Below are 17488 nucleotides of genomic sequence, written 5' to 3'. Positions count from 1 at the left end.
ACAAGGGGGGCGGGGTGACGCCCGGCTGACGCCTAGTGCCCGGCCCCGGTCACGATCGCCTCGATCAGCTGCCGCGTCGCCTCGGCCCGGACGGGGTTGGGATAGTTGCGGTTCGCCAGCACGACGACGCCGATCCGTTCGGACGGCACCATCGCGACATAGGCGCCAAAGCCGGTGGTCGCGCCGGTCTTGTTCAGCAGGACCGGCCCGGCCAGCGCAACAGGGTCGTGAGGCGTCACCGGCTGCGGTTCCAGCGCCATCGGGGGCGCGTTGCCTGCGGCCAGCCGGGCGGGATCGACGGGCCAGGGATAGGCTTCCCACACCAGGCCTTGGGCGAAATGCGCGCTGTCGTGACGGGCGACGCGGGTCTTTGCCAAGGCCTTTGTCATCTCATCGGGCAGGTCGGGATCGCCCAGATGCGCCTCCAGGAACCGCGTCATGTCGGCCACGCTGGATTTGATGCCATAGGCCTCGGCGTCCAGCAGGCCCGGATTGACGCGGACCGGGCTGTCATCATCGACCCGATAGCCAAGGGCATAGCGGTCCGTCGCGTGATCCGGCACGGTGACAAAGGTGCTGTCCAGCCCCAGATCGGGCAGCAGGTGCCGGCCAATCGCGTCCTCGTACCCGGTGTCAAAGCTTGCGGCGGCGATCTGGCCCAGCAGGCCGATGCTGACATTGGAATAGGACCGCGTCGTGGCGGGATCGGTCGCGGGGGTCCAATCCGCCAGATAGCGGTTCAGGTCGGCCCCGCTGGTGACGCTGTCGGGCACCTGCAGCGGCAGATCGCCCGTCGCATGGGCGGCGAGATCATTCAGGGTGATCCGGTCAAAGGCGCCGCCCGCCAGATCGGGGCGTTCCTGCGACACGGGCGCGTCCAGCGACAGGCGCCCCTGCCCATCCGCCAGACCGGCCAGCGCGACGGTGAACAGCTTGCTGACCGATCCCAGCTCGAACAGGGTATCGGTGTCGACGGGGCGCTGCGCCTGCCGGTCGGCCAGCCCGTCGGCAAAGAAAAACTGTTGCCCGTCCAGCGTCACGCCGATGGCGATGCCGGGAATGTCGAACTCCTCGATGACCGGACGAAAGGCCTGTTCGGCCATGTCCTGAAAGGCGGCATCGGTCAGCGCAAAGGCATGGGCGGGCGCGGCGATCAGACCGATCGCCAGCCCCAACGGGCGAAAGAGCGTCATAGCGTATCCTTGTCCTGCATCCGGTGCGCGCAGCGTGGCGCGGCAAAAGCGTGTGTTCATGCAGGCCGGATTACGGCCCCGATGCCTTGGCATCAAACCATCAATTCTTGACCCTGACCCAAGAAAAACTAAAAGTTGCCCCATGGACCGACCCAATATCCCCCTGAACGCCCTGCGCGTGTTCGAGGCGGCGGCGCGCCATCTGACCCTGACGCAGGCGGCGGTCGAACTGTGCGTGACGCCCGCAGCGCTCAGCCATCAGATCCGGAAGCTGGAGGACCGGCTTGGCGTCACGCTGTTCCGCCGGGTGCCGCGCGGCCTTGTGCTGACGGATGAGGGCGCGGCACTGGTGCCGGTGCTGACGCAGGCCTTCGACCGCATCGGCGACACGCTGGACCGCTTTTCCGGCGGGCGCTATCACGAGGCGCTGCACCTGGGCGTCGTGGGCACCTTTGCCGCCGGTTGGCTGATTCCCCGGCTGGATGCGTTCGAGACGGCGCATCCCCAGATCGACCTGCGCGTCTTGACCAACAACAACCGCGTCAGCATTCCGGGCGAGGGTCTGGATCTGGCGATCCGCTTTGGCGACGGATCATGGCCGGGGCTGGAGGCGGTGCCGCTGATGCGCGCGCCCCTGACCCCCATGTGCGCGCGCCACCATGCCGCCCGGCTGACCCATCCGTCGGACCTGAGCGGTCAGCGGCTGCTGCGATCCTATCGCGCGGGCGAATGGGAGGGCTGGTTTCAGGCCGTGGGCCTGCCCTGCCCGCCCTTGCGCGGGCCGATGCTGGACAGCTCGATCGCGCTGGCCGAGATGGCAGCCCAGGGCCATGGCATCGCCCTGCTGCCCCATCCGATGTTTGCGGCATGGCAGGACAACGGGCGGCTGGTCCGGCCTTTCGGGCAGACCGTCGATGCGGGCCGCTATTGGCTGACCCGGTCGCAGGCCCGGCCCGAGACGGCGGGCATGGCCGCCCTGCGGCACTGGCTGCAATCGATCTGCCCGGCGTGACCGGCCCCTAGACGGCGGCGATCTGCGCGAAGGCGTCGGTCATTGCCAGATCGAAGCGGTGCAGCAATTCGCGGATCTCATCCTCGGTGATGATCAAAGGCGGGCAGAAACACACCGCCTCGCCCGAGACGCGCAGGATCAGGCCGTGATGCTGGCAGGCCGCCATGACCGCCTGCGCGGCAAGGCCCACGGGCTGGAACCCGGCCTTGGTCGCCTTGTCCGACACGAACTCGACCGCCGCGATCAGGCCCTCGCCGCGCACCTCGCCCACCATCGGATGATCCTTGTATCGCGCCAGCCCCTCGCGCAGGATCCGGCCCATGCGGGCGGCGTTCGATACCAGATCGCGTTCCTCGATGATAGAAATACATTCCAGACCCACCGCCGTCGCCACCGGATGCCCCGAGGTGGTATAGCCATGCCCGAAGGTGCCCAAGGTCTCGGACCCGTCGGCGATGCCCTGATAGATCGCATCGCTGAACACCACCGCCGCCAGCGGCTGATATGACGAGGTGATCTGTTTCGACAGAACGAGGATGTCGGGTTCGATGCCATAGGTCTCGCAGGCGAACATCTTGCCGGTGCGGCCGAACCCGTTGATCACCTCATCGGCCACGATCAGCACGTCGTATTTGCGGCAGACCGCCTGAATCTTGGGCCAATAGCCGCGCGGTGGCACGATCACCCCGCCTGCGCCCATCAGCGGCTCTCCGATAAAGGCCGCGACGGTGTCGGGGCCTTCGGTCAGGATCATCTCCTCCAGCTCGGCGGCCAGACGGTCCGAATACTGATCCTCGGTCTCGCCCTCATGGCCAAAGCGCCAGTAATGCGGGGTCGAGACATGGCGCGCGAAATCCAGCGGCAGATCAAAGCCCTTGTGATTGGCGGGGATGCCCGTCAGCGAGCCCGCCGCGATGGTGATCCCGTGATAGCCCTTGATGCGGCCGATGAATTTCTTTTTCTCAGGCCGTCCGATGGCGTTGTTATAGAACCAGACCATCTTGATGACGGTGTCATTCGCCTCGGACCCGGAATTGGTGAAATGCACCCGGTCCAGTCCCTTGGGCGTCATCTGCACCAGCTTTTCGGCCAGCAGGATCGACGGCTCGTGCCCCTTCGAGGCGAAGAGATGCATGTAGGGCAGCTGATGCAGCTGACGGATCGCGGCCTCGACCAGCCGCTTTTCGGAAAACCCCAACGCGACGCTCCACAGTCCGGCCAGTCCCTCGATATAGTCCTTGCCGCTGTCGTCAAAGACATGGACCCCCTCGCCCCGGGTGATGACCAGCGGACCGGTCCGTTCATGCGCGCGGGCATTGGTCACCGGATGCAGCAGATAGGTGATGTCGCGGCCCTGCAGGGAATTGGGAAGATGGGTCATCAAAGCGTCCTGTCGGTTGGTGCGCACCCGCGTCCCGGCCTTTGCGGGATCGGTCGGGTGCCTGCGGGAATGGCAAGGCAAGGAACCGGTGCGCTGCGGCGCGGGCGGTCAGACGTGCTGGCCCCCATTGATATGGATTTCGGCGCCGTTGATATAGGCGGCCGCATCGGTGCACAGGAAATGGATGGTGCGGGCGACCTCTTCGGCGGTGCCAAGACGCTGCAGCGGCACCTCGCGTTGGACCAGCCCTTCAGTCCCCGGCGACAGGATCGCGGTCGAGATCTCGCCCGGAGAGATGGCATTGGCGCGGATGCCGCGCGGCCCGAATTCATGCGCCAGCTCGCGCGTCAGGGCTGCCAGCCCGGCCTTGGACGCGGCATAGGCGGTGCCCGCAAACGGATGGACCCGTGACCCGGCGATGGATGTCACATTGACGATCGAGCCCTTGGCCCGCGTCAGTTCGGGCAGCAATTCGCGCACCAGCAGCGCGATGGACACCAGATTGACGTTCAGCACCTGCGTCCAGACATCGATCCCGGTCTGCGAGACGCCCAAACGTGCACCGCCCTCGCCCTTGGGCGAGATGCCCGCATTGTTGACCAGCGCCGCCAGCTGCCCGCCCTGCAGGCGCGATCGCACATCCGCGGCCAGCGCAGGGATCGAGGACAGGTCCGCCAGATCGGCCTGAATATGGCTTTCGCGCGCCATGGGCCAGCGGCATTCCTCGGAAAACGGCTGACGGGACACGGTCAGCACCCGCCACCCCTCGCTTTGCAGAACCTTGACGGTGGCATGTCCGATGCCCCGGCTGGCACCGGTCAGCAGGCAGGTTTTCGTCACGCGCGTCCTCCTGCAAAAGCCGGATCATCGGGGGGAATGCGGACAGGATAAAGCGAACTGAACCGGCCACAATGGAAATCGTCGGGATCAGGGGGATCATGGTCGCGCGGGCCGGTCTGCGGGATGCCGGCTGCCTCATCGCCGGGCTGATCCTGCCTGCCGGGGATGGTCCAGCGTCGGACTGGATTGTAACCCAGTGCGCAAGACCGGCTGGCAGGCCTGTGGGTGACCGGCCCCCGCAGCGGTCATCCGGCTGTCGTCAAGAACGAGGGGGTGCCCTGACCTCAGCGTTGGTACTTGATGAAGGGCGTCACATGGGCGACGCGATCATACAGTTGTCGGGCCTGTGCGTTGAATTCCTGCGTCAGCCAATAGACGGTCGGCGTTCCATTGGCATCGGCTGCGGCGTAAACCGCCTCGATCAGGGCGCGCCCCGCCCCGGTGCCCCGGGCCTCTGGCGCGACATAAAGATCCTGAAGATAGAAAACATCCTCGATCCGCCAGTTATGCGGATGCCGGATCACATGGACAAGGCCGACGGCCCGACCGTCCGCCTCGGCGATCAGTGCGAAGCGGTCGGTGATCGCGGGGTCGGTCAATCGGGCAAAGGTGGTCGCATAGACCTGTTCCGGCACCGATGTGTCGTAAAATTCCAGATAGGCTGTCCACAACGCCCTCCACTCCGTCTCGTCTTGCGGGGACAGGGGACGGATCGTGACGGGCATGGATGGCAGCTCCTGTTGGGCAGCACCCCGCGATGGATGGGGTGCGTTCTGTGCGCGCTTGGGGCAAAGCCTAGTCCGGCAACCGGCGGTCTGCAAAGGGCGAAAAGTTGCGCGGCATCCATGCCGGACCACGGGTGGCCCCGGACGGGGCCGCGCGGCGCCTAGACCCCCGGCATGCCATCCACGATGGTGACCGAGGCGGTGGCCGCCCCCGCGCGGACCTGACGGGCGCGCTGATATTCGTCGGAGCGATAACAGGCCTGGGCCGAGGCCAGATCGGGAAAGCGGATGATGACATGGCGTTCATAGACCGGGCCTTCCAGCACCTCGGACGTGCCGCCGCGCGCCAGAAATTCGGCGCCGAAACGGGCAAAGGCCAACGGCGCCAGCGCCTGATACCCGGCATAGGCATCGGGGTCGGTGACGGTCACATGGGCGATCCAATAAGCGCTCATGCCCCGGCGCCCCCGGCGGTCAGGCGCATTTCCTCGGCCAGCAGGCGGTTGGCGATGGCGGATGCCTCGGTCAGGTGATCCTCGACCGCGCGGGCGGCGCCTGCGGCATCGCGCGCCAGAATCGCCTCGGCGATCCGCCTGATCCGGGCCTGTCCGGAAACGTGACGCTCTTTCGAGGCCAGCGTCAGCGCCCGCAGGCGCGAGATGCGGCCGTTCAGGCGCTGCACGATCTCCCATGCGATATGATGGCCTGCGGTGGTGAAGATCACCTGATAGAACCGGGTGGTCGCGTCGATCAGTTCCTGCGGCTCTGCGGCGCTTTGCGCGCGTTCCAGCCGGGCCAGCGCGGCGCGCAGATCGACGGCGCTGGCGCCGTCCAGATGCCGCGCGCAATCCGCCGCCGCCGCCGATTCCAGCCGCAGGCGGATGTCATAGATCTGCCGCGCCCGGTCCCAGTCCAGCGTCGCCACGACCGGGCCGCTGCGGGGCGCCAGTTCGACCAGCCCCTCGGCCTCCAGATAGCGGATTGCCTCGCGGATCACCGATCGCGACACGCCCAGCTGATCGACCAGCGTGCGTTCCACCAGCCGGTACCCCGAGGGCAGTTGCCCCGACACGATGGCCCCGCGCAGCCGCCCGACCGCGATTTCGCGCAGGGTTTGCGGGACATGGTCGATGCGCAGACCGGCAAGATGATCGTTTGTCATGCAGCCAATCTAGCCCGGTGCCTGCCGCTCGGCAAGATATGATTGACAGATGGTATGTTGGTATACCACGCTGAGGCAACGAATCGAGACGAGGACGATCATGGCCGCCGCAATCCGAAAGACCTTGCTGACCATCGAAACGACGCTGATCGAGGGGGGCCGTGCCGCCCCCGTGCCCCTGCGGCTGATCACGGCGGCGGCGGTGGTCCGGAACCCCTGGGCCGGGCGGGGTTTCGTCGACGACCTGCGCCCCGAAATCCACGATGTCGCCCCCGAGCTGGGCGCATTGCTGACCGGGATGATCCTTGACGCGGCAGGCGGCGGCGCAGCGGTCGAGGCCTATGGCAAGGCCGCCGTGGTCGGTCTGGACGGAGAGATCGAACATGCCAGCGCGCTGATCCACACGCTGCGGTTTGGCAATCATTTCCGCACGGCGGTGGGCGCGAAATCCTATCTGGCTTTTACCAACACGCGCGGCCCGGCCAATTGCCCGGTGATGATCCCGCTGATGGACAAGAATGACGAAGGACGCCGGTCGCATTACCTGACGATCCAGTTCGCCATTCCAGACGCTCCCGCCGCCGATGAGATCGTCGTGGCGCTTGGCGCATCGGTCGGCGGGCGTCCGCATCACCGCATCGGCGACCGCTATCAGGATCTGAAGGATCTGGGCCATGACGCCTCGAACCCTGCCGCTGTGTGACGGCGCGCCGGTCCGGCTGATCGAGGCCGGGCCGCGCGAACCGGGACGCCGCGATGCGGTGCTGCTGATCCACGGCGTCGGCATGCGGGCCGAGGCCTGGGCCCCCCAGATTGACGCCCTGTCACAGCATTTCCGCGTCGTTGCGGTGGACATGCCGGGCCATGGCGGCAGCGCGCCGCTGCCCCCCGATGCGCAACTGCCCGATTTTGTCGCATGGGCCGCCCGGCTGATCGAGGCGCTGGCGCTTGGCCCGGTCAATCTGGCGGGGCATTCGATGGGCGCGCTGGTCGCTGCCGGGCTGGCGGTCGAACGCCCCGATCTGGTCCGCCGTCTGGCGTTGCTGAATGCCGTGCATCGGCGCGATCCGCAGGCGCGCGCCGCCGTTCTGGCCCGCGCCGATCAGATTGCGCAGGGGCGGGGTGATGCCACCGGCCCGCTGTCGCGCTGGTTCGGCCGCAGCGGTCCGGCGATCCGCAACCGGGTGGCGGGCTGGCTGGAAGCCGTCGATCCGCAGGGCTATGCCACCGCCTATCGCGCCTTTGCCACCGGCGACGCCACCTATGCCGACCGGTTGTCGCAGATCGCCTGCCCCACGCTGGTCCTGACCGGAGAGGGCGACCAGAACTCGACCCCGCAGATGAGCCGCGACATGGCCGGGGCAATCCCGCAAGCCACGCCGCTGATCGTCGCGGGGCACCGGCATATGGTCAATCTGACCGCCCCCTATATCGTGACCGACGCGCTGAAGGATTGGCTGCAGCGTCCGGTCGCCGCGGATGACGCGCCGCCGCCCCTTGATCCACGCGCGCTGCGCGATGCCTTTGGCTGTTTCATGACCGGGGTCACGGTCGTCACCACCCTTGACCGGGACGGAAAACCCTTGGGCTTTACCGCCAACAGCTTCAGTTCCGTCTCACTGGACCCGCCGATGGTGCTGGTGTCGATCGCGCGCACATCACGCAACTCTGCGCATTTTCAGTCCGCTGCGGGCTTTGCCGTCAATATCCTGTCCGAGACGCAAAAGGACATCTCGGCCACCTTCGCCCGCCCGGGCGAGGATCGCTTTGCCACGATTGGCTGGGCGCCCGGCCCCTGCGGCGCCCCGGTGATCGAGGGCGTCTCGGCCTGGTTCGACTGCGCCATGGCGCAGGTTGTCGAGGCGGGCGATCATGCCATCCTGATCGGGCGGGTCGAGGCCTTTGCCGCATCGAAGGAACCGGGTCTGGGCTATTATCGCGGCGCCTATATCACCCCCGCCGCGACATCGGCGCAGATGCCCGCAGGCCCCGAGGTGCTGATTCAGGCGATCATCGAATGCGCGGGTGCGGTGCTGATGATCGATGACGGGCAGGCCGGGCTGTCCTTGCCGCAGACCCGCGTGGGCCGTCAGGGCCTGCAACCCGCGCTGCAGGCCTTGCTGGATCAGACCAGCCCCGGCGCTGCGGCAGGCGAGATCTATGCCGTCTACGAGGGCGAAACCGAGGGGCGCCAGCACATCGCCTTTCGCTGCCCCACCACCACCACATCGGCCCTGCGGGGCAGCTTCGTGCCCTTGGACGAGGACCGCTTGCAGGCCGTCGCCGATCCCGCCTCGGCCGCGATGCTGCGGCGGCTGGTCGCCGAGGTGCGGCTTGGCGATTACGGCGTCTATTTCGGATCGCACGCGCAGGGACAGGTCACCCGCAAGCAGGCCACCACCGGCAAACAGAAGGACAGGGCATGAAATTCTCTCTTTTCGTCCATATGGAGCGGGTGTCGGCCAGCGAGGATCAGCGCCAGCTGTATGAGGACATGCTGGAGCTGTGCCGCATCGCCGACGAGGGCGGGATGCACGCCATCTGGACGGGCGAGCATCACGGCATGAATTTCACCATCGCGCCGAACCCGTTTCTGAATTTAATCGACATCGCCCGGCGTACCAAGAATGTCCGCCTTGGCACCGGCACCGTCATCGCGCCCTTCTGGCACCCGATCCGTCTGGCCGGAGAGGCGGCGATGACCGATCTTCTGACCCAGGGGCGGCTGGATCTGGGCATCGCGCGCGGCGCGTACATGTACGAATATCAGCGCATGGTGCCGGGTCTCGATGCCTGGGGGGCGGGGGCGCGGATGCGCGAACTGATCCCGGCGGTGCAAAAGCTGTGGGCGGGCGATTACGCCCATGACGGGGAATTCTGGCAGTTCCCGGCCACCACGTCATCCCCGCTGCCCGTCCAGCAGCCGCATCCGCCGATCTGGGTCGCCGCCCGCGATCCCAACAGCCATGAATTCGCGGTCAGCCATGGCTGCAACGTGCAGGTCACGCCCCTGCATCAGGGCGATGAAGAGGTGGTGAACCTGATGGCCAGCTTTGACGCGGCCTGCGCGAAATTCCCCGAGATTCCGCGCCCGAAAATCATGGTGCTGCGCCACACCTATGTGGCCGACAGCGAGGCCGATGCCCAACAGGGCGCCGAAGAGGTGAACCTGTTTTACAACTATTTCGGCGCGTGGTTCAAAAACGAACGCCCCGTCAGCATGGGCCTGATCGATCCGATCTCGCCCGCCGAGGTTGCCGCCAACAGCTTTCTGTCGCCCCAGATGATGCGCCGCAACCAGATCATCGGCGAGGCCCCCGAGGTGATCGAGCGCATCCGGTCCTACGAGGCGCTTGGATATGACGAATTCAGCCTGTGGATCGACAGCGGGATGAGTTTCGCGCGCAAGCGCGCCTCGCTGGAACGGTTCATCCGCGATGTCATGCCGGCATTCGCGTGATGCAGCGGTTTCAGCATTATATCGACGGGCAGTTTGCGGATGGCGCGCGCCGCTTTGACAGCATCGACCCGGCGACCGGCACCCCTTGGGCGGTCATGCCCGATGCGGATGCCGGTGACATCGACCGCGCCGTGCGCGCCGCCGACCGGGCCTTTCGCGCCCCCGCATGGGCCGGGCTGACCGCCACGTCGCGGGGCAGGCTGCTGTCACGGCTGGCCGATCTGATCGCCGGGGCCGCCCCCGATCTGGCCGCGCTGGAGACCCGCGACACCGGCAAGATCATCCGCGAGACCAGCGCCCAGATCGCCTATGTCGCCGACTATTACCGCTATTACGCGGGCCTCGCCGACAAGATCGAGGGCGCGCATCTGCCCATCGACAAGCCCGACATGGAGGTCTGGCTGAGGCGCGAACCCGTCGGCGTGGTCGCGGCCATCGTGCCGTGGAACAGCCAGCTGTTTTTGTCGGCGGTCAAGCTGGGGCCAGCGCTGGCGGCGGGCTGCACCGTGGTTCTGAAAGCCAGCGAGGATGGCCCGGCGCCGCTGCTGGAATTCGCCCGCCTGGTCGATCAGGCGGGGTTTCCGCCGGGCGTGGTGAACATCGTGACCGGCGGGCCGGATGCGGGCCGGGCGCTGACCAGCCATCCTTTGGTTGCCCATATCGCTTTCACAGGCGGTCCGGACACCGCGCGCCATATCCTCCGCGCCTCGGCCGAAAATCTGTCGCGGACCTCGCTGGAGCTGGGTGGCAAATCGCCCTTTATCGTTTTTGACGACGCCGATCTGGACAGTGCCGCGAACGCTCAGGTCGCAGGGATCTTTGCGGCCACGGGGCAAAGCTGCGTTGCCGGATCGCGTCTGCTGGTGCAGGCGGGCGTGCGCGATGCGTTGCTGGCGCGGCTGGTCGCCAAGGCAGAGGCTGCCGTTCTTGGCCCGCCCGGCGACATGACGACCGAGATCGGGCCGCTCTGCACCGCCCGCCAGCGCGACCGGATCGACCGGATCGTGCAGGACAGCATCGCGGCGGGCGCAGTCCTTTTGACCGGCGGCGTGGTGCCCGAGGGGCCGGGGTTCTTTTATCCGCCGACCATCCTCGATTGCAGCAACGCCCCCGACGCGCCCTGCGTGACGCAGGAACTGTTCGGTCCGGTCCTGTCGGTCCTGACGTTCGAGACCGAGGATCAGGCCCTGCATCTGGCCAATGACACGCCCTACGGCCTTGCCTCGGGCGTCTTCACCCGCAGCCTGACCCGCGCGCACCGGATGATCCGGGGGCTGCGGGCGGGGGTGGTGTGGGTCAACACCTATCGCGCGGTGTCGCCCATGGCGCCCTTTGGCGGGCATGGTCTGTCGGGCCATGGACGCGAGGGCGGGCTGGCCGCGGCGCTGGATTTCACGACGATCAAGACGGTCTGGCTGCGGATCTCGGACGATCCGATCCCCGACCCTTTCGTAATGCGATAACGACCGCGGCCCATCGCAGGCCACGGCAGCACCCCCCCTCAACAGCGGAGTTCTCGACAATGACCCTCAAAGCCTTGGCTGTATTGGCCCTGACCTCGGCGCTGGCCGTTCCGGCAAGCGCGCAGCAGATGGTGTTTACCTCTTGGGGGGGCACGACGCAGGATGCGCAGGCCGAACACTGGGCCGCGCCCTTTACCGAAAGCTCTGGCACGGCCGTGGTGCAGGACGGCCCCACCGATTACGGCAAGATCCGCGCCATGGTCGAGGCGGGCGCCACCAACTGGGACGTGGTCGATGTCGAATATGACTGGGCCCTGCAGGCAGGCGATGCAGGCCTGCTGGAGCCGCTGGATTTCGACGTGATCGACCGCGACGCGCTGGACCCGCGCTTTGTGTCCGATTACGCGGTCGGCTCGTTCTATTATTCCTTTGTGCTGGGCTGGAACCCGGCGCAGTTCTCGGGCGACCAGCCCGCCACGCTGGCCGATCTGTTCGACACCGAGAAATTCCCCGGCAGCCGCACCTTTTACAAATGGTCGGCCCCCGGCGTGATCGAGGCCGCGCTGCTGGCCGATGGCGTCGCGGCGGACGCGTTGTATCCGCTGGATCTGGACCGCGCCTTCGCAAAACTGGACAGGATCAAATCCTCCATCATCTGGTGGGAGGGCGGCGCGCAAAGCCAGCAATTGCTGGCCTCGGGCGAGGCGCCGATCGGGCTGTTCTGGAACGGACGTCTGGCGGCGCTGCAGGCGGACGGGATGCCTGTGGGGATCAGCTGGGATCACAACATCACCGCCGCCGATGCGCTGGTCGTGCCCAAGGGCGCGCCCAACCGCGACGCCGCGATGGCCTTTATCGCGCAGGCCACGGGGGCCGAGGCACAGGCGGGCTTTGCCGCCGCCACCGGCTATGCGCCCATCAATACAGGCTCGGCCGATCTGATGGAGGCGGATCTGCGCGCCACCCTGCCCGATGCGCAGACCGCCCTGCAGGTGAATGCCGACATGGCCTATTGGGCGGCCAACCGCGACGAGATCGGCAACCGCTGGTATGCTTGGCAGGCCCAGTGACCGCGATCCGGGGCGCGATCCTGTCGCCCCGGTCCCCGCCGCGACGGAAAGGTGATCCGATGCTGTCCCGTTTGATGCCCGCCCTTCGCAGATCCGGCCTTGGGCTGGCGCTGCCCGCGCTGGTGCTGCTCTTGGCCTTTTTCGTCGTGCCGGTCACGATGCTACTGACCCGGTCGGTGACCGAGCCGCAGCCGGGCCTGCAGAACTATCAGGCGCTGCTGGGTCAGGCCACCTATCTGCGGATCTTCGTGAACACGTTTCTGGTGTCGGGCACGGTGACGCTGGTGACGGCGCTGATCGCCTTTCCGGTCGCATGGCTGCTGGCGATCATCGGCCCGCGCATGGCGGGCGCGCTGTTCGCGGTCATCCTGCTGTCGATGTGGACGAACCTGCTGGCCCGCACCTATGCCTGGATGGTTCTGCTGCAACAGACCGGGCTGATCAACCGGATGCTGATGGGGGCGGGCATCATCGACCAGCCGCTGCAGCTGACCAACAACCTGATCGGGGTGACGATCGGCATGGTCTATATCATGCTGCCCTTCATGATCCTGCCGCTATACGGGGTGATCCGCAAGATCGACCCGGCGATCCTGCAGGCGGCGGCCTTGTGCGGCGCCAGCAAGGGGCAGGCGCTGCGCCGGGTGCTGCTGCCGCTGGCGGCACCCGGCGCAGCGTCGGGGGGGCTGATGGTCTTTGTCATGTCGCTTGGCTATTTCGTCACGCCCGCGCTGCTGGGCGGCACCGCGAACATGATGCTGGCGGAACTGATCGTGCAACAGGTTCAAAGCCTTGGGAACTGGGGCATGGGGGCTGCGGCGGCGTTCATCCTGCTGGTCGCGACGCTGATCCTTTACGCGCTGCAACTGCGCCTGTTCGCGGAAAGGACCGCCTGATGCTGATGAATTTCGACAAGCTGGGCGCGTGGCGGTGGGTGCTGGGGATCATCGCGGTGCTGATGGCGCTGTTTCTGCTGTTGCCGATCGTCTTCATCGTGGCGCTGTCCTTTGGCGACAGCCGCTGGCTGATCTTTCCGCCGTTCGGCTGGACCCTGCGCTGGTATCACGACCTGTTCGCCGATCCGCGCTGGCTGCAGGCGGCCTGGACCTCGGCGCGGATTGCGCTGGTGGTGATGGTGCTGTCGGTCATTCTGGGGCTGCTGGCATCCTTTGCGCTGGTGCGGGGTCAGTTCCGGGGCCGCGCGGTGCTGCGGGCATTCTTTCTGACGCCGATGATCCTGCCCGTGGTCATCCTTGCGGTGGCGCTTTACGCGTTCTTTCTGCGCATCGGGCTGAACGGCACCTTCGTGGGCTTTGTCGCCGCGCATCTGATCGTCGCCCTGCCTTTTTCCATCATCGCCATCACCGGCGCACTGGAAACCTTTGACCCCGCGATCGAGGATGCCGCGATCCTCTGCGGTGCCCATCCGTGGCAGGCGCGGTTCCGCGTCACCCTGCCCGCCATCAGTCACGGGGTCTTTTCAGCGGCGATCTTTTCCTTCCTGATCTCCTGGGACGAGGTGGTGCTGGCGATCTTCATGGCCTCGCCCACGCTGCAGACCCTGCCGGTGCGGGTCTGGACCACGCTGCGTCAGGATCTGACGCCGGTGATCGCCGCCGCCTCGACCCTTCTGGTGGGGCTGACCATCGTCTTGATGATCGCCGCCGCCCTGATCCGCAAAGGCAAATCCAGATGAGCTATCTGCATATCGACGGCATCCGAAAGACATTCGGCACGGTCATCGCCACCGACCATGTTCAGCTGACCATCGAACAGGGCGAATTCATGACCTTTCTGGGCCCTTCGGGGTCAGGGAAATCGACGACGCTGTATATCGTGGCGGGGTTTCAGGATCCGACGGCAGGCGACATTACCCTGCGCGGGCAATCGATCCTGAACACGCCGTCGCACAAGCGCAATATCGGCATGGTGTTCCAGCGCTATACCCTGTTCCCGCATCTGAGCGTGGCCGAAAACATCGCCTTTCCCCTGCGCGTGCGCCGCATGAACCGCGCTGATATCGATGACAAGGTCCGCCGCGCGCTGGCACTGGTGCGGTTGGACGGGTTCGGCGATCGCATGCCCGCCAGGATGTCGGGCGGTCAGCAGCAACGCGTCGCACTGGCCCGGGCGCTGGTCTATGACCCGCCCGTCCTGCTGATGGACGAGCCGCTGTCGGCGCTGGACAAGAAGCTGCGCGAGGAGATTCAGCACGAGATCCGCCGCATCCATCAGGAAACCGGCGTCACCATCCTGTACGTCACCCATGATCAGGAAGAGGCGTTGCGCCTGTCCGACCGCATCGCCGTCTTCAATCAGGGCCGGATCGAACAGGTCGGCACCGGGCCACAGCTTTACGCCAGCCCCGCCACCCGATTTGTCGCCGATTTCGTGGGCGACAGCGCCTTTCTGGGCGGTCGGTTGCTGCAGGTCGCAGGCGACGGGGCCGCCATGCGCTTTGCCGATGGGACCGTGCTGACTGGCCTGCCCATGCATGGCGCGGGCCGGATCGGCGGGGCGGCCGATCTGATGCTGCGTCCCGAACGGATCGGGCTGTCCGCCACGGCGGGTCCGGATGGCGCCTCGCTGCCCGTGACGGTCGAGGATGTGACCTTTCTTGGCAACAGCAGCACCGTCAGCGCCCGCACCGGGTGGGGAGAGGCGCTCGGCGTGCGGCTGAATTTCGGCCATCCGATGCTGGGACAGGTCCGGCGCGGCGACCGCCTGCATGTCCATTGGCAGGCCGAGGATGCCCACGTCTTTGCCCGCGCCTGAGGCAGGCTTGGGTCACCACCAAGCCCGCTGACCCCGATCCCGGTCAGCGCCCGGCGCGGCCCCCCGCGGACCCGGCACGCAGGGCATGGCGCCGTCGCGCCGGAGGCAGCCCGAACCGCGCCGCATAAAGGCGCGAGAAATGCGCCGCCCCGGCAAAGCCGGTGACCTGCGCGATCTCCAGCATGGACAGCCCGGTCTGGGTCACCAGCGCATCGGCCCGGACCAGCCGCATCTCGCGGTAATGATCGCTGAGGGTCCGGCCCAGTTCGGCCCGGAACAGCCGCTGCAACTGGCGGGTGCTGCAGCCGACCTGCGTGGCGATCTGGCCGGGCGACAGGGGCTGGGCCAGATGGCTGAACATCAGATCGACCGCGCGGCTCAGGCGCGGGTCGTGCAGATCCAGCCGTTCGGCGACGGGCATCAGCTGCGGCTCGTCGGCCAGACGCGGGCGGGTGTGGATGAACCAGTCGGCAACCTGGCGCGCAAATGCCGCGCCGTGATCGCGGGCGATGATGGCGCACATCATGTCCAGCGCGGCGATCCCGCCCGCACAGCTTTGCCGGTCGCGGTCGATCACATACAGCGCGCGTTCGATCAGCAGGTCGGGCATCAGTTCGGCCAAAGCCTCGATATGCGCCCAGTGCAGCGTAAAGCGCCGCCCGACCATCAGACCCAATCGCGCCAGAATCGCCGCCCCGCCCGAAATCCCGCCAAGCGCCACCCGCCGCGCCGCCAGCCTGCGCAAGCCGCGCGCCAACCCGGCATCGTGATATTGCAGCGGATTGCCCCCGGCCACGACCAGCGCCAGATCCAGCGGCCCGGCCTGTGACAGCGGCTGGCTGTCGAACCCCCCGCCCGAGGTCGAGGCCGCGAACCCTCCGTCAGGCGTCAGAAACACCATCCGGTACAGCACCCGCCCGGCCAGAAAATTCGCGGCCCGCAACGGCTCGACCGCGGCGGCCAGCGACATCAGCGAATAATCGGGCACCAGCACGAAACCGATCGTCAGCATTGTCCGGCCCCTTGTTCGCCCTGCCAGAGATATTCTGACCATGATGGCCGGGATATGCAATCCAATGTCCGTATTGGGCAAATAGGCGCACCCGCAATCGCCTAGCCTTTGCCGATATGCATCAGAATCAGGGCGGGCAGCGGGTGCGATATTCAGGCTTCAAGGTCATCGGGCAGGCGCTGACGGGGCATCGGGGCTGGCGGCCCCTGTGGCGCAATCCCGATCCACAGCCGACCTATGATTATGTCATCGCCGGCGGTGGCGGGCATGGGCTGGCGACGGCCTATTATCTGGCGCGGACCTTCAGGCAGGCGCGCATCGCGGTGCTGGAAAAAAGCTGGCTGGGGTCGGGCAATATCGGGCGCAACACGACGATCATCCGATCGAATTACGGCCTGCCCGGCAATCAGCCCTTCTACGAGTTTTCGATGAAGCTTTGGGAAGGGCTGGAACAAGAGCTGAACTTCAACGCGATGATCAGCCAGCGCGGGGTGCTGAACCTGTTTCACAGCGACGGCCAGCGCGACGCCTATCGCAGGCGGGGCAATGCCGCGATCCTGTCGGGGGCCGATGCGGAACTGCTGGATCAGGATCAGGTCCGCCGCATGTATCCGTGGCTGAATTTCGACAATGCCCGCTTTCCGATCAAGGGCGGGCTGTTGCAGCGCCGGGGCGGAACCGCGCGCCATGACGGGGTGGCCTGGGGCTATGCGCGCGGGGCCGATCTGGCCGGGGTCGATCTGATCCAGAATTGCGAGGTCACCGGATTTCGCATCGATAACGGGCAGATCCGGGGGGTCGAGACCTCGCGCGGCTATATCGCGGCGGGCAAGGTCGGCGTGGCGGTCGCGGGATCGACCAGCCGGGTAATGGCACAGGCGGGCATGCGGCTGCCGATCGAAAGCCATGTGTTGCAGGCCTTTGTGACCGAGGGGTTGAAGCCGGTGATCGACGGCGTGATCACCTTTGGCGCCGGGCATTTCTATGTCAGCCAGTCCGACAAGGGCGGGCTGGTCTTTGGCGGCGATATCGACGGCTACAACTCTTATGCCCAACGCGGCAATCTGGCGGTGATCGAGGATGTGGCCCAGGGCGGCATGGCGCTGATGCCGATGATCGGGCGGGCGCGGCTGCTGCGGATCTGGGGCGGCATCATGGACATGTCGATGGATGGCAGCCCGATCATCGACCGCACGCCGGTCGCGGGCCTCTATCTGAACGCGGGCTGGTGCTATGGCGGGTTCAAGGCCACGCCCGCCAGCGGCTATGCCTTTGCGCATCTTCTGGCCACCGACACCCCGCATCCGACCGCGCGCGCGATGCGTCTGGACCGGTTCGAACGCGGGCTTCCCATCGACGAAAAGGGCGTGGGCGCCACGCCCAACCTGCATTGAG

Annotated in this window: 17 protein-coding genes; 10 read left to right on the top strand and 7 right to left on the bottom strand. The window is 66.7% G+C overall.

Going from position 1 to position 17488, the window contains the following annotated elements:
* Nucleotides 1-32: 32 nt before the first annotated feature.
* Nucleotides 33-1193 (bottom strand): class C beta-lactamase, encoded by a 1161-nt coding sequence (gene ampC, locus EG885_RS00980; protein WP_131572591.1) that lies wholly within the window; start codon nt 1191-1193, stop codon nt 33-35.
* A gap of 142 nt (nt 1194-1335) precedes the next feature.
* Between ampC and EG885_RS00975 the strand changes: the two genes are divergently transcribed.
* Nucleotides 1336-2205 (top strand): LysR family transcriptional regulator, encoded by an 870-nt coding sequence (locus EG885_RS00975; protein WP_131572590.1) that lies wholly within the window; start codon nt 1336-1338, stop codon nt 2203-2205.
* A 7-nt stretch (nt 2206-2212) separates the two neighbouring features.
* Here EG885_RS00975 and EG885_RS00970 read toward each other — a convergent pair whose 3' ends face one another.
* From EG885_RS00970 to EG885_RS00950, 5 genes are all read right to left on the bottom strand, one after another.
* Nucleotides 2213-3586, bottom strand: coding sequence for an aspartate aminotransferase family protein (locus tag EG885_RS00970; RefSeq protein WP_131572589.1), 1374 nt, complete (start codon nt 3584-3586; stop codon nt 2213-2215).
* Nucleotides 3587-3694: 108 nt separating this feature from the next.
* Nucleotides 3695-4426, bottom strand: a complete 732-nt coding sequence (locus EG885_RS00965; protein WP_131572588.1) for an SDR family NAD(P)-dependent oxidoreductase — start codon at nt 4424-4426, stop codon at nt 3695-3697.
* Nucleotides 4427-4710: 284 nt separating this feature from the next.
* Nucleotides 4711-5151, bottom strand: a complete 441-nt coding sequence (locus EG885_RS00960) for a GNAT family N-acetyltransferase (RefSeq protein ID WP_131572587.1) — start codon at nt 5149-5151, stop codon at nt 4711-4713.
* Nucleotides 5152-5312: 161 nt separating this feature from the next.
* Nucleotides 5313-5606, bottom strand: a complete 294-nt coding sequence (locus EG885_RS00955) for a DUF1330 domain-containing protein (protein WP_131572586.1) — start codon at nt 5604-5606, stop codon at nt 5313-5315.
* Complete coding sequence (locus EG885_RS00950; RefSeq protein ID WP_131572585.1) at nt 5603-6313, bottom strand: GntR family transcriptional regulator; 711 nt, start codon at nt 6311-6313, stop codon at nt 5603-5605. The genes EG885_RS00955 and EG885_RS00950 overlap by 4 nt, the downstream gene beginning before the upstream one ends.
* Before the next feature lie 100 nt (nt 6314-6413).
* Between EG885_RS00950 and EG885_RS00945 the strand changes: the two genes are divergently transcribed.
* Genes EG885_RS00945 through EG885_RS00910 form a run of 8 tightly spaced genes read left to right on the top strand, consistent with a single transcriptional unit; the run spans nt 6414 to nt 15081 of the window.
* Nucleotides 6414-7016 carry an amino acid synthesis family protein gene (locus EG885_RS00945; RefSeq protein ID WP_131572584.1) on the top strand — a complete coding sequence of 201 codons (603 nt, stop codon included), beginning with the start codon at nt 6414-6416 and terminating at the stop codon, nt 7014-7016.
* The gene (locus tag EG885_RS00940; protein ID WP_131572583.1) at nt 6988-8739 is read left to right on the top strand and encodes an alpha/beta fold hydrolase; all 1752 of its coding nucleotides are present in this window, start codon (nt 6988-6990) and stop codon (nt 8737-8739) included. Before EG885_RS00945 ends, EG885_RS00940 begins: the two co-directional genes overlap by 29 nt.
* Nucleotides 8736-9773 carry an LLM class flavin-dependent oxidoreductase gene (locus tag EG885_RS00935; protein WP_131572582.1) on the top strand — a complete coding sequence of 346 codons (1038 nt, stop codon included), beginning with the start codon at nt 8736-8738 and terminating at the stop codon, nt 9771-9773. The genes EG885_RS00940 and EG885_RS00935 overlap by 4 nt, the downstream gene beginning before the upstream one ends.
* Nucleotides 9773-11236: an aldehyde dehydrogenase gene (locus tag EG885_RS00930; RefSeq protein WP_131572581.1), complete on the top strand. Its 1464-nt coding sequence runs from the start codon at nt 9773-9775 to the stop codon at nt 11234-11236. Before EG885_RS00935 ends, EG885_RS00930 begins: the two co-directional genes overlap by 1 nt.
* A gap of 59 nt (nt 11237-11295) precedes the next feature.
* Nucleotides 11296-12306 (top strand): ABC transporter substrate-binding protein, encoded by a 1011-nt coding sequence (locus EG885_RS00925; protein ID WP_131572580.1) that lies wholly within the window; start codon nt 11296-11298, stop codon nt 12304-12306.
* Nucleotides 12307-12365: 59 nt separating this feature from the next.
* On the top strand, nt 12366-13202 hold the full coding sequence (locus EG885_RS00920) for an ABC transporter permease (protein WP_131572579.1): 837 nt from the start codon (nt 12366-12368) through the stop codon (nt 13200-13202).
* Nucleotides 13202-14002: an ABC transporter permease gene (locus tag EG885_RS00915; RefSeq protein WP_131572578.1), complete on the top strand. Its 801-nt coding sequence runs from the start codon at nt 13202-13204 to the stop codon at nt 14000-14002. The genes EG885_RS00920 and EG885_RS00915 overlap by 1 nt, the downstream gene beginning before the upstream one ends.
* Nucleotides 13999-15081, top strand: coding sequence for an ABC transporter ATP-binding protein (locus tag EG885_RS00910; protein ID WP_207392159.1), 1083 nt, complete (start codon nt 13999-14001; stop codon nt 15079-15081). Before EG885_RS00915 ends, EG885_RS00910 begins: the two co-directional genes overlap by 4 nt.
* Nucleotides 15082-15124: 43 nt before the next feature.
* On the opposite strand, the gene EG885_RS00905 is transcribed toward EG885_RS00910, so the two are convergent.
* Nucleotides 15125-16093, bottom strand: a complete 969-nt coding sequence (locus tag EG885_RS00905; RefSeq protein ID WP_131572577.1) for a GlxA family transcriptional regulator — start codon at nt 16091-16093, stop codon at nt 15125-15127.
* A gap of 143 nt (nt 16094-16236) precedes the next feature.
* Here EG885_RS00905 and EG885_RS00900 point away from each other — a divergent pair, with 143 nt between their 5' ends.
* Nucleotides 16237-17487, top strand: coding sequence for a sarcosine oxidase subunit beta family protein (locus EG885_RS00900; RefSeq protein WP_131572576.1), 1251 nt, complete (start codon nt 16237-16239; stop codon nt 17485-17487).
* Nucleotide 17488: the final 1 nt, after the last annotated feature.

The organism is Paracoccus nototheniae (assembly GCF_004335005.1).
In the GTDB taxonomy this organism is placed as follows: Bacteria; Pseudomonadota; Alphaproteobacteria; order Rhodobacterales; family Rhodobacteraceae; genus Paracoccus; species Paracoccus nototheniae.
The sequence above is the reverse complement of the archived record's forward strand: the minus strand, read 5'-3'. Positions and strand labels throughout refer to the sequence as shown.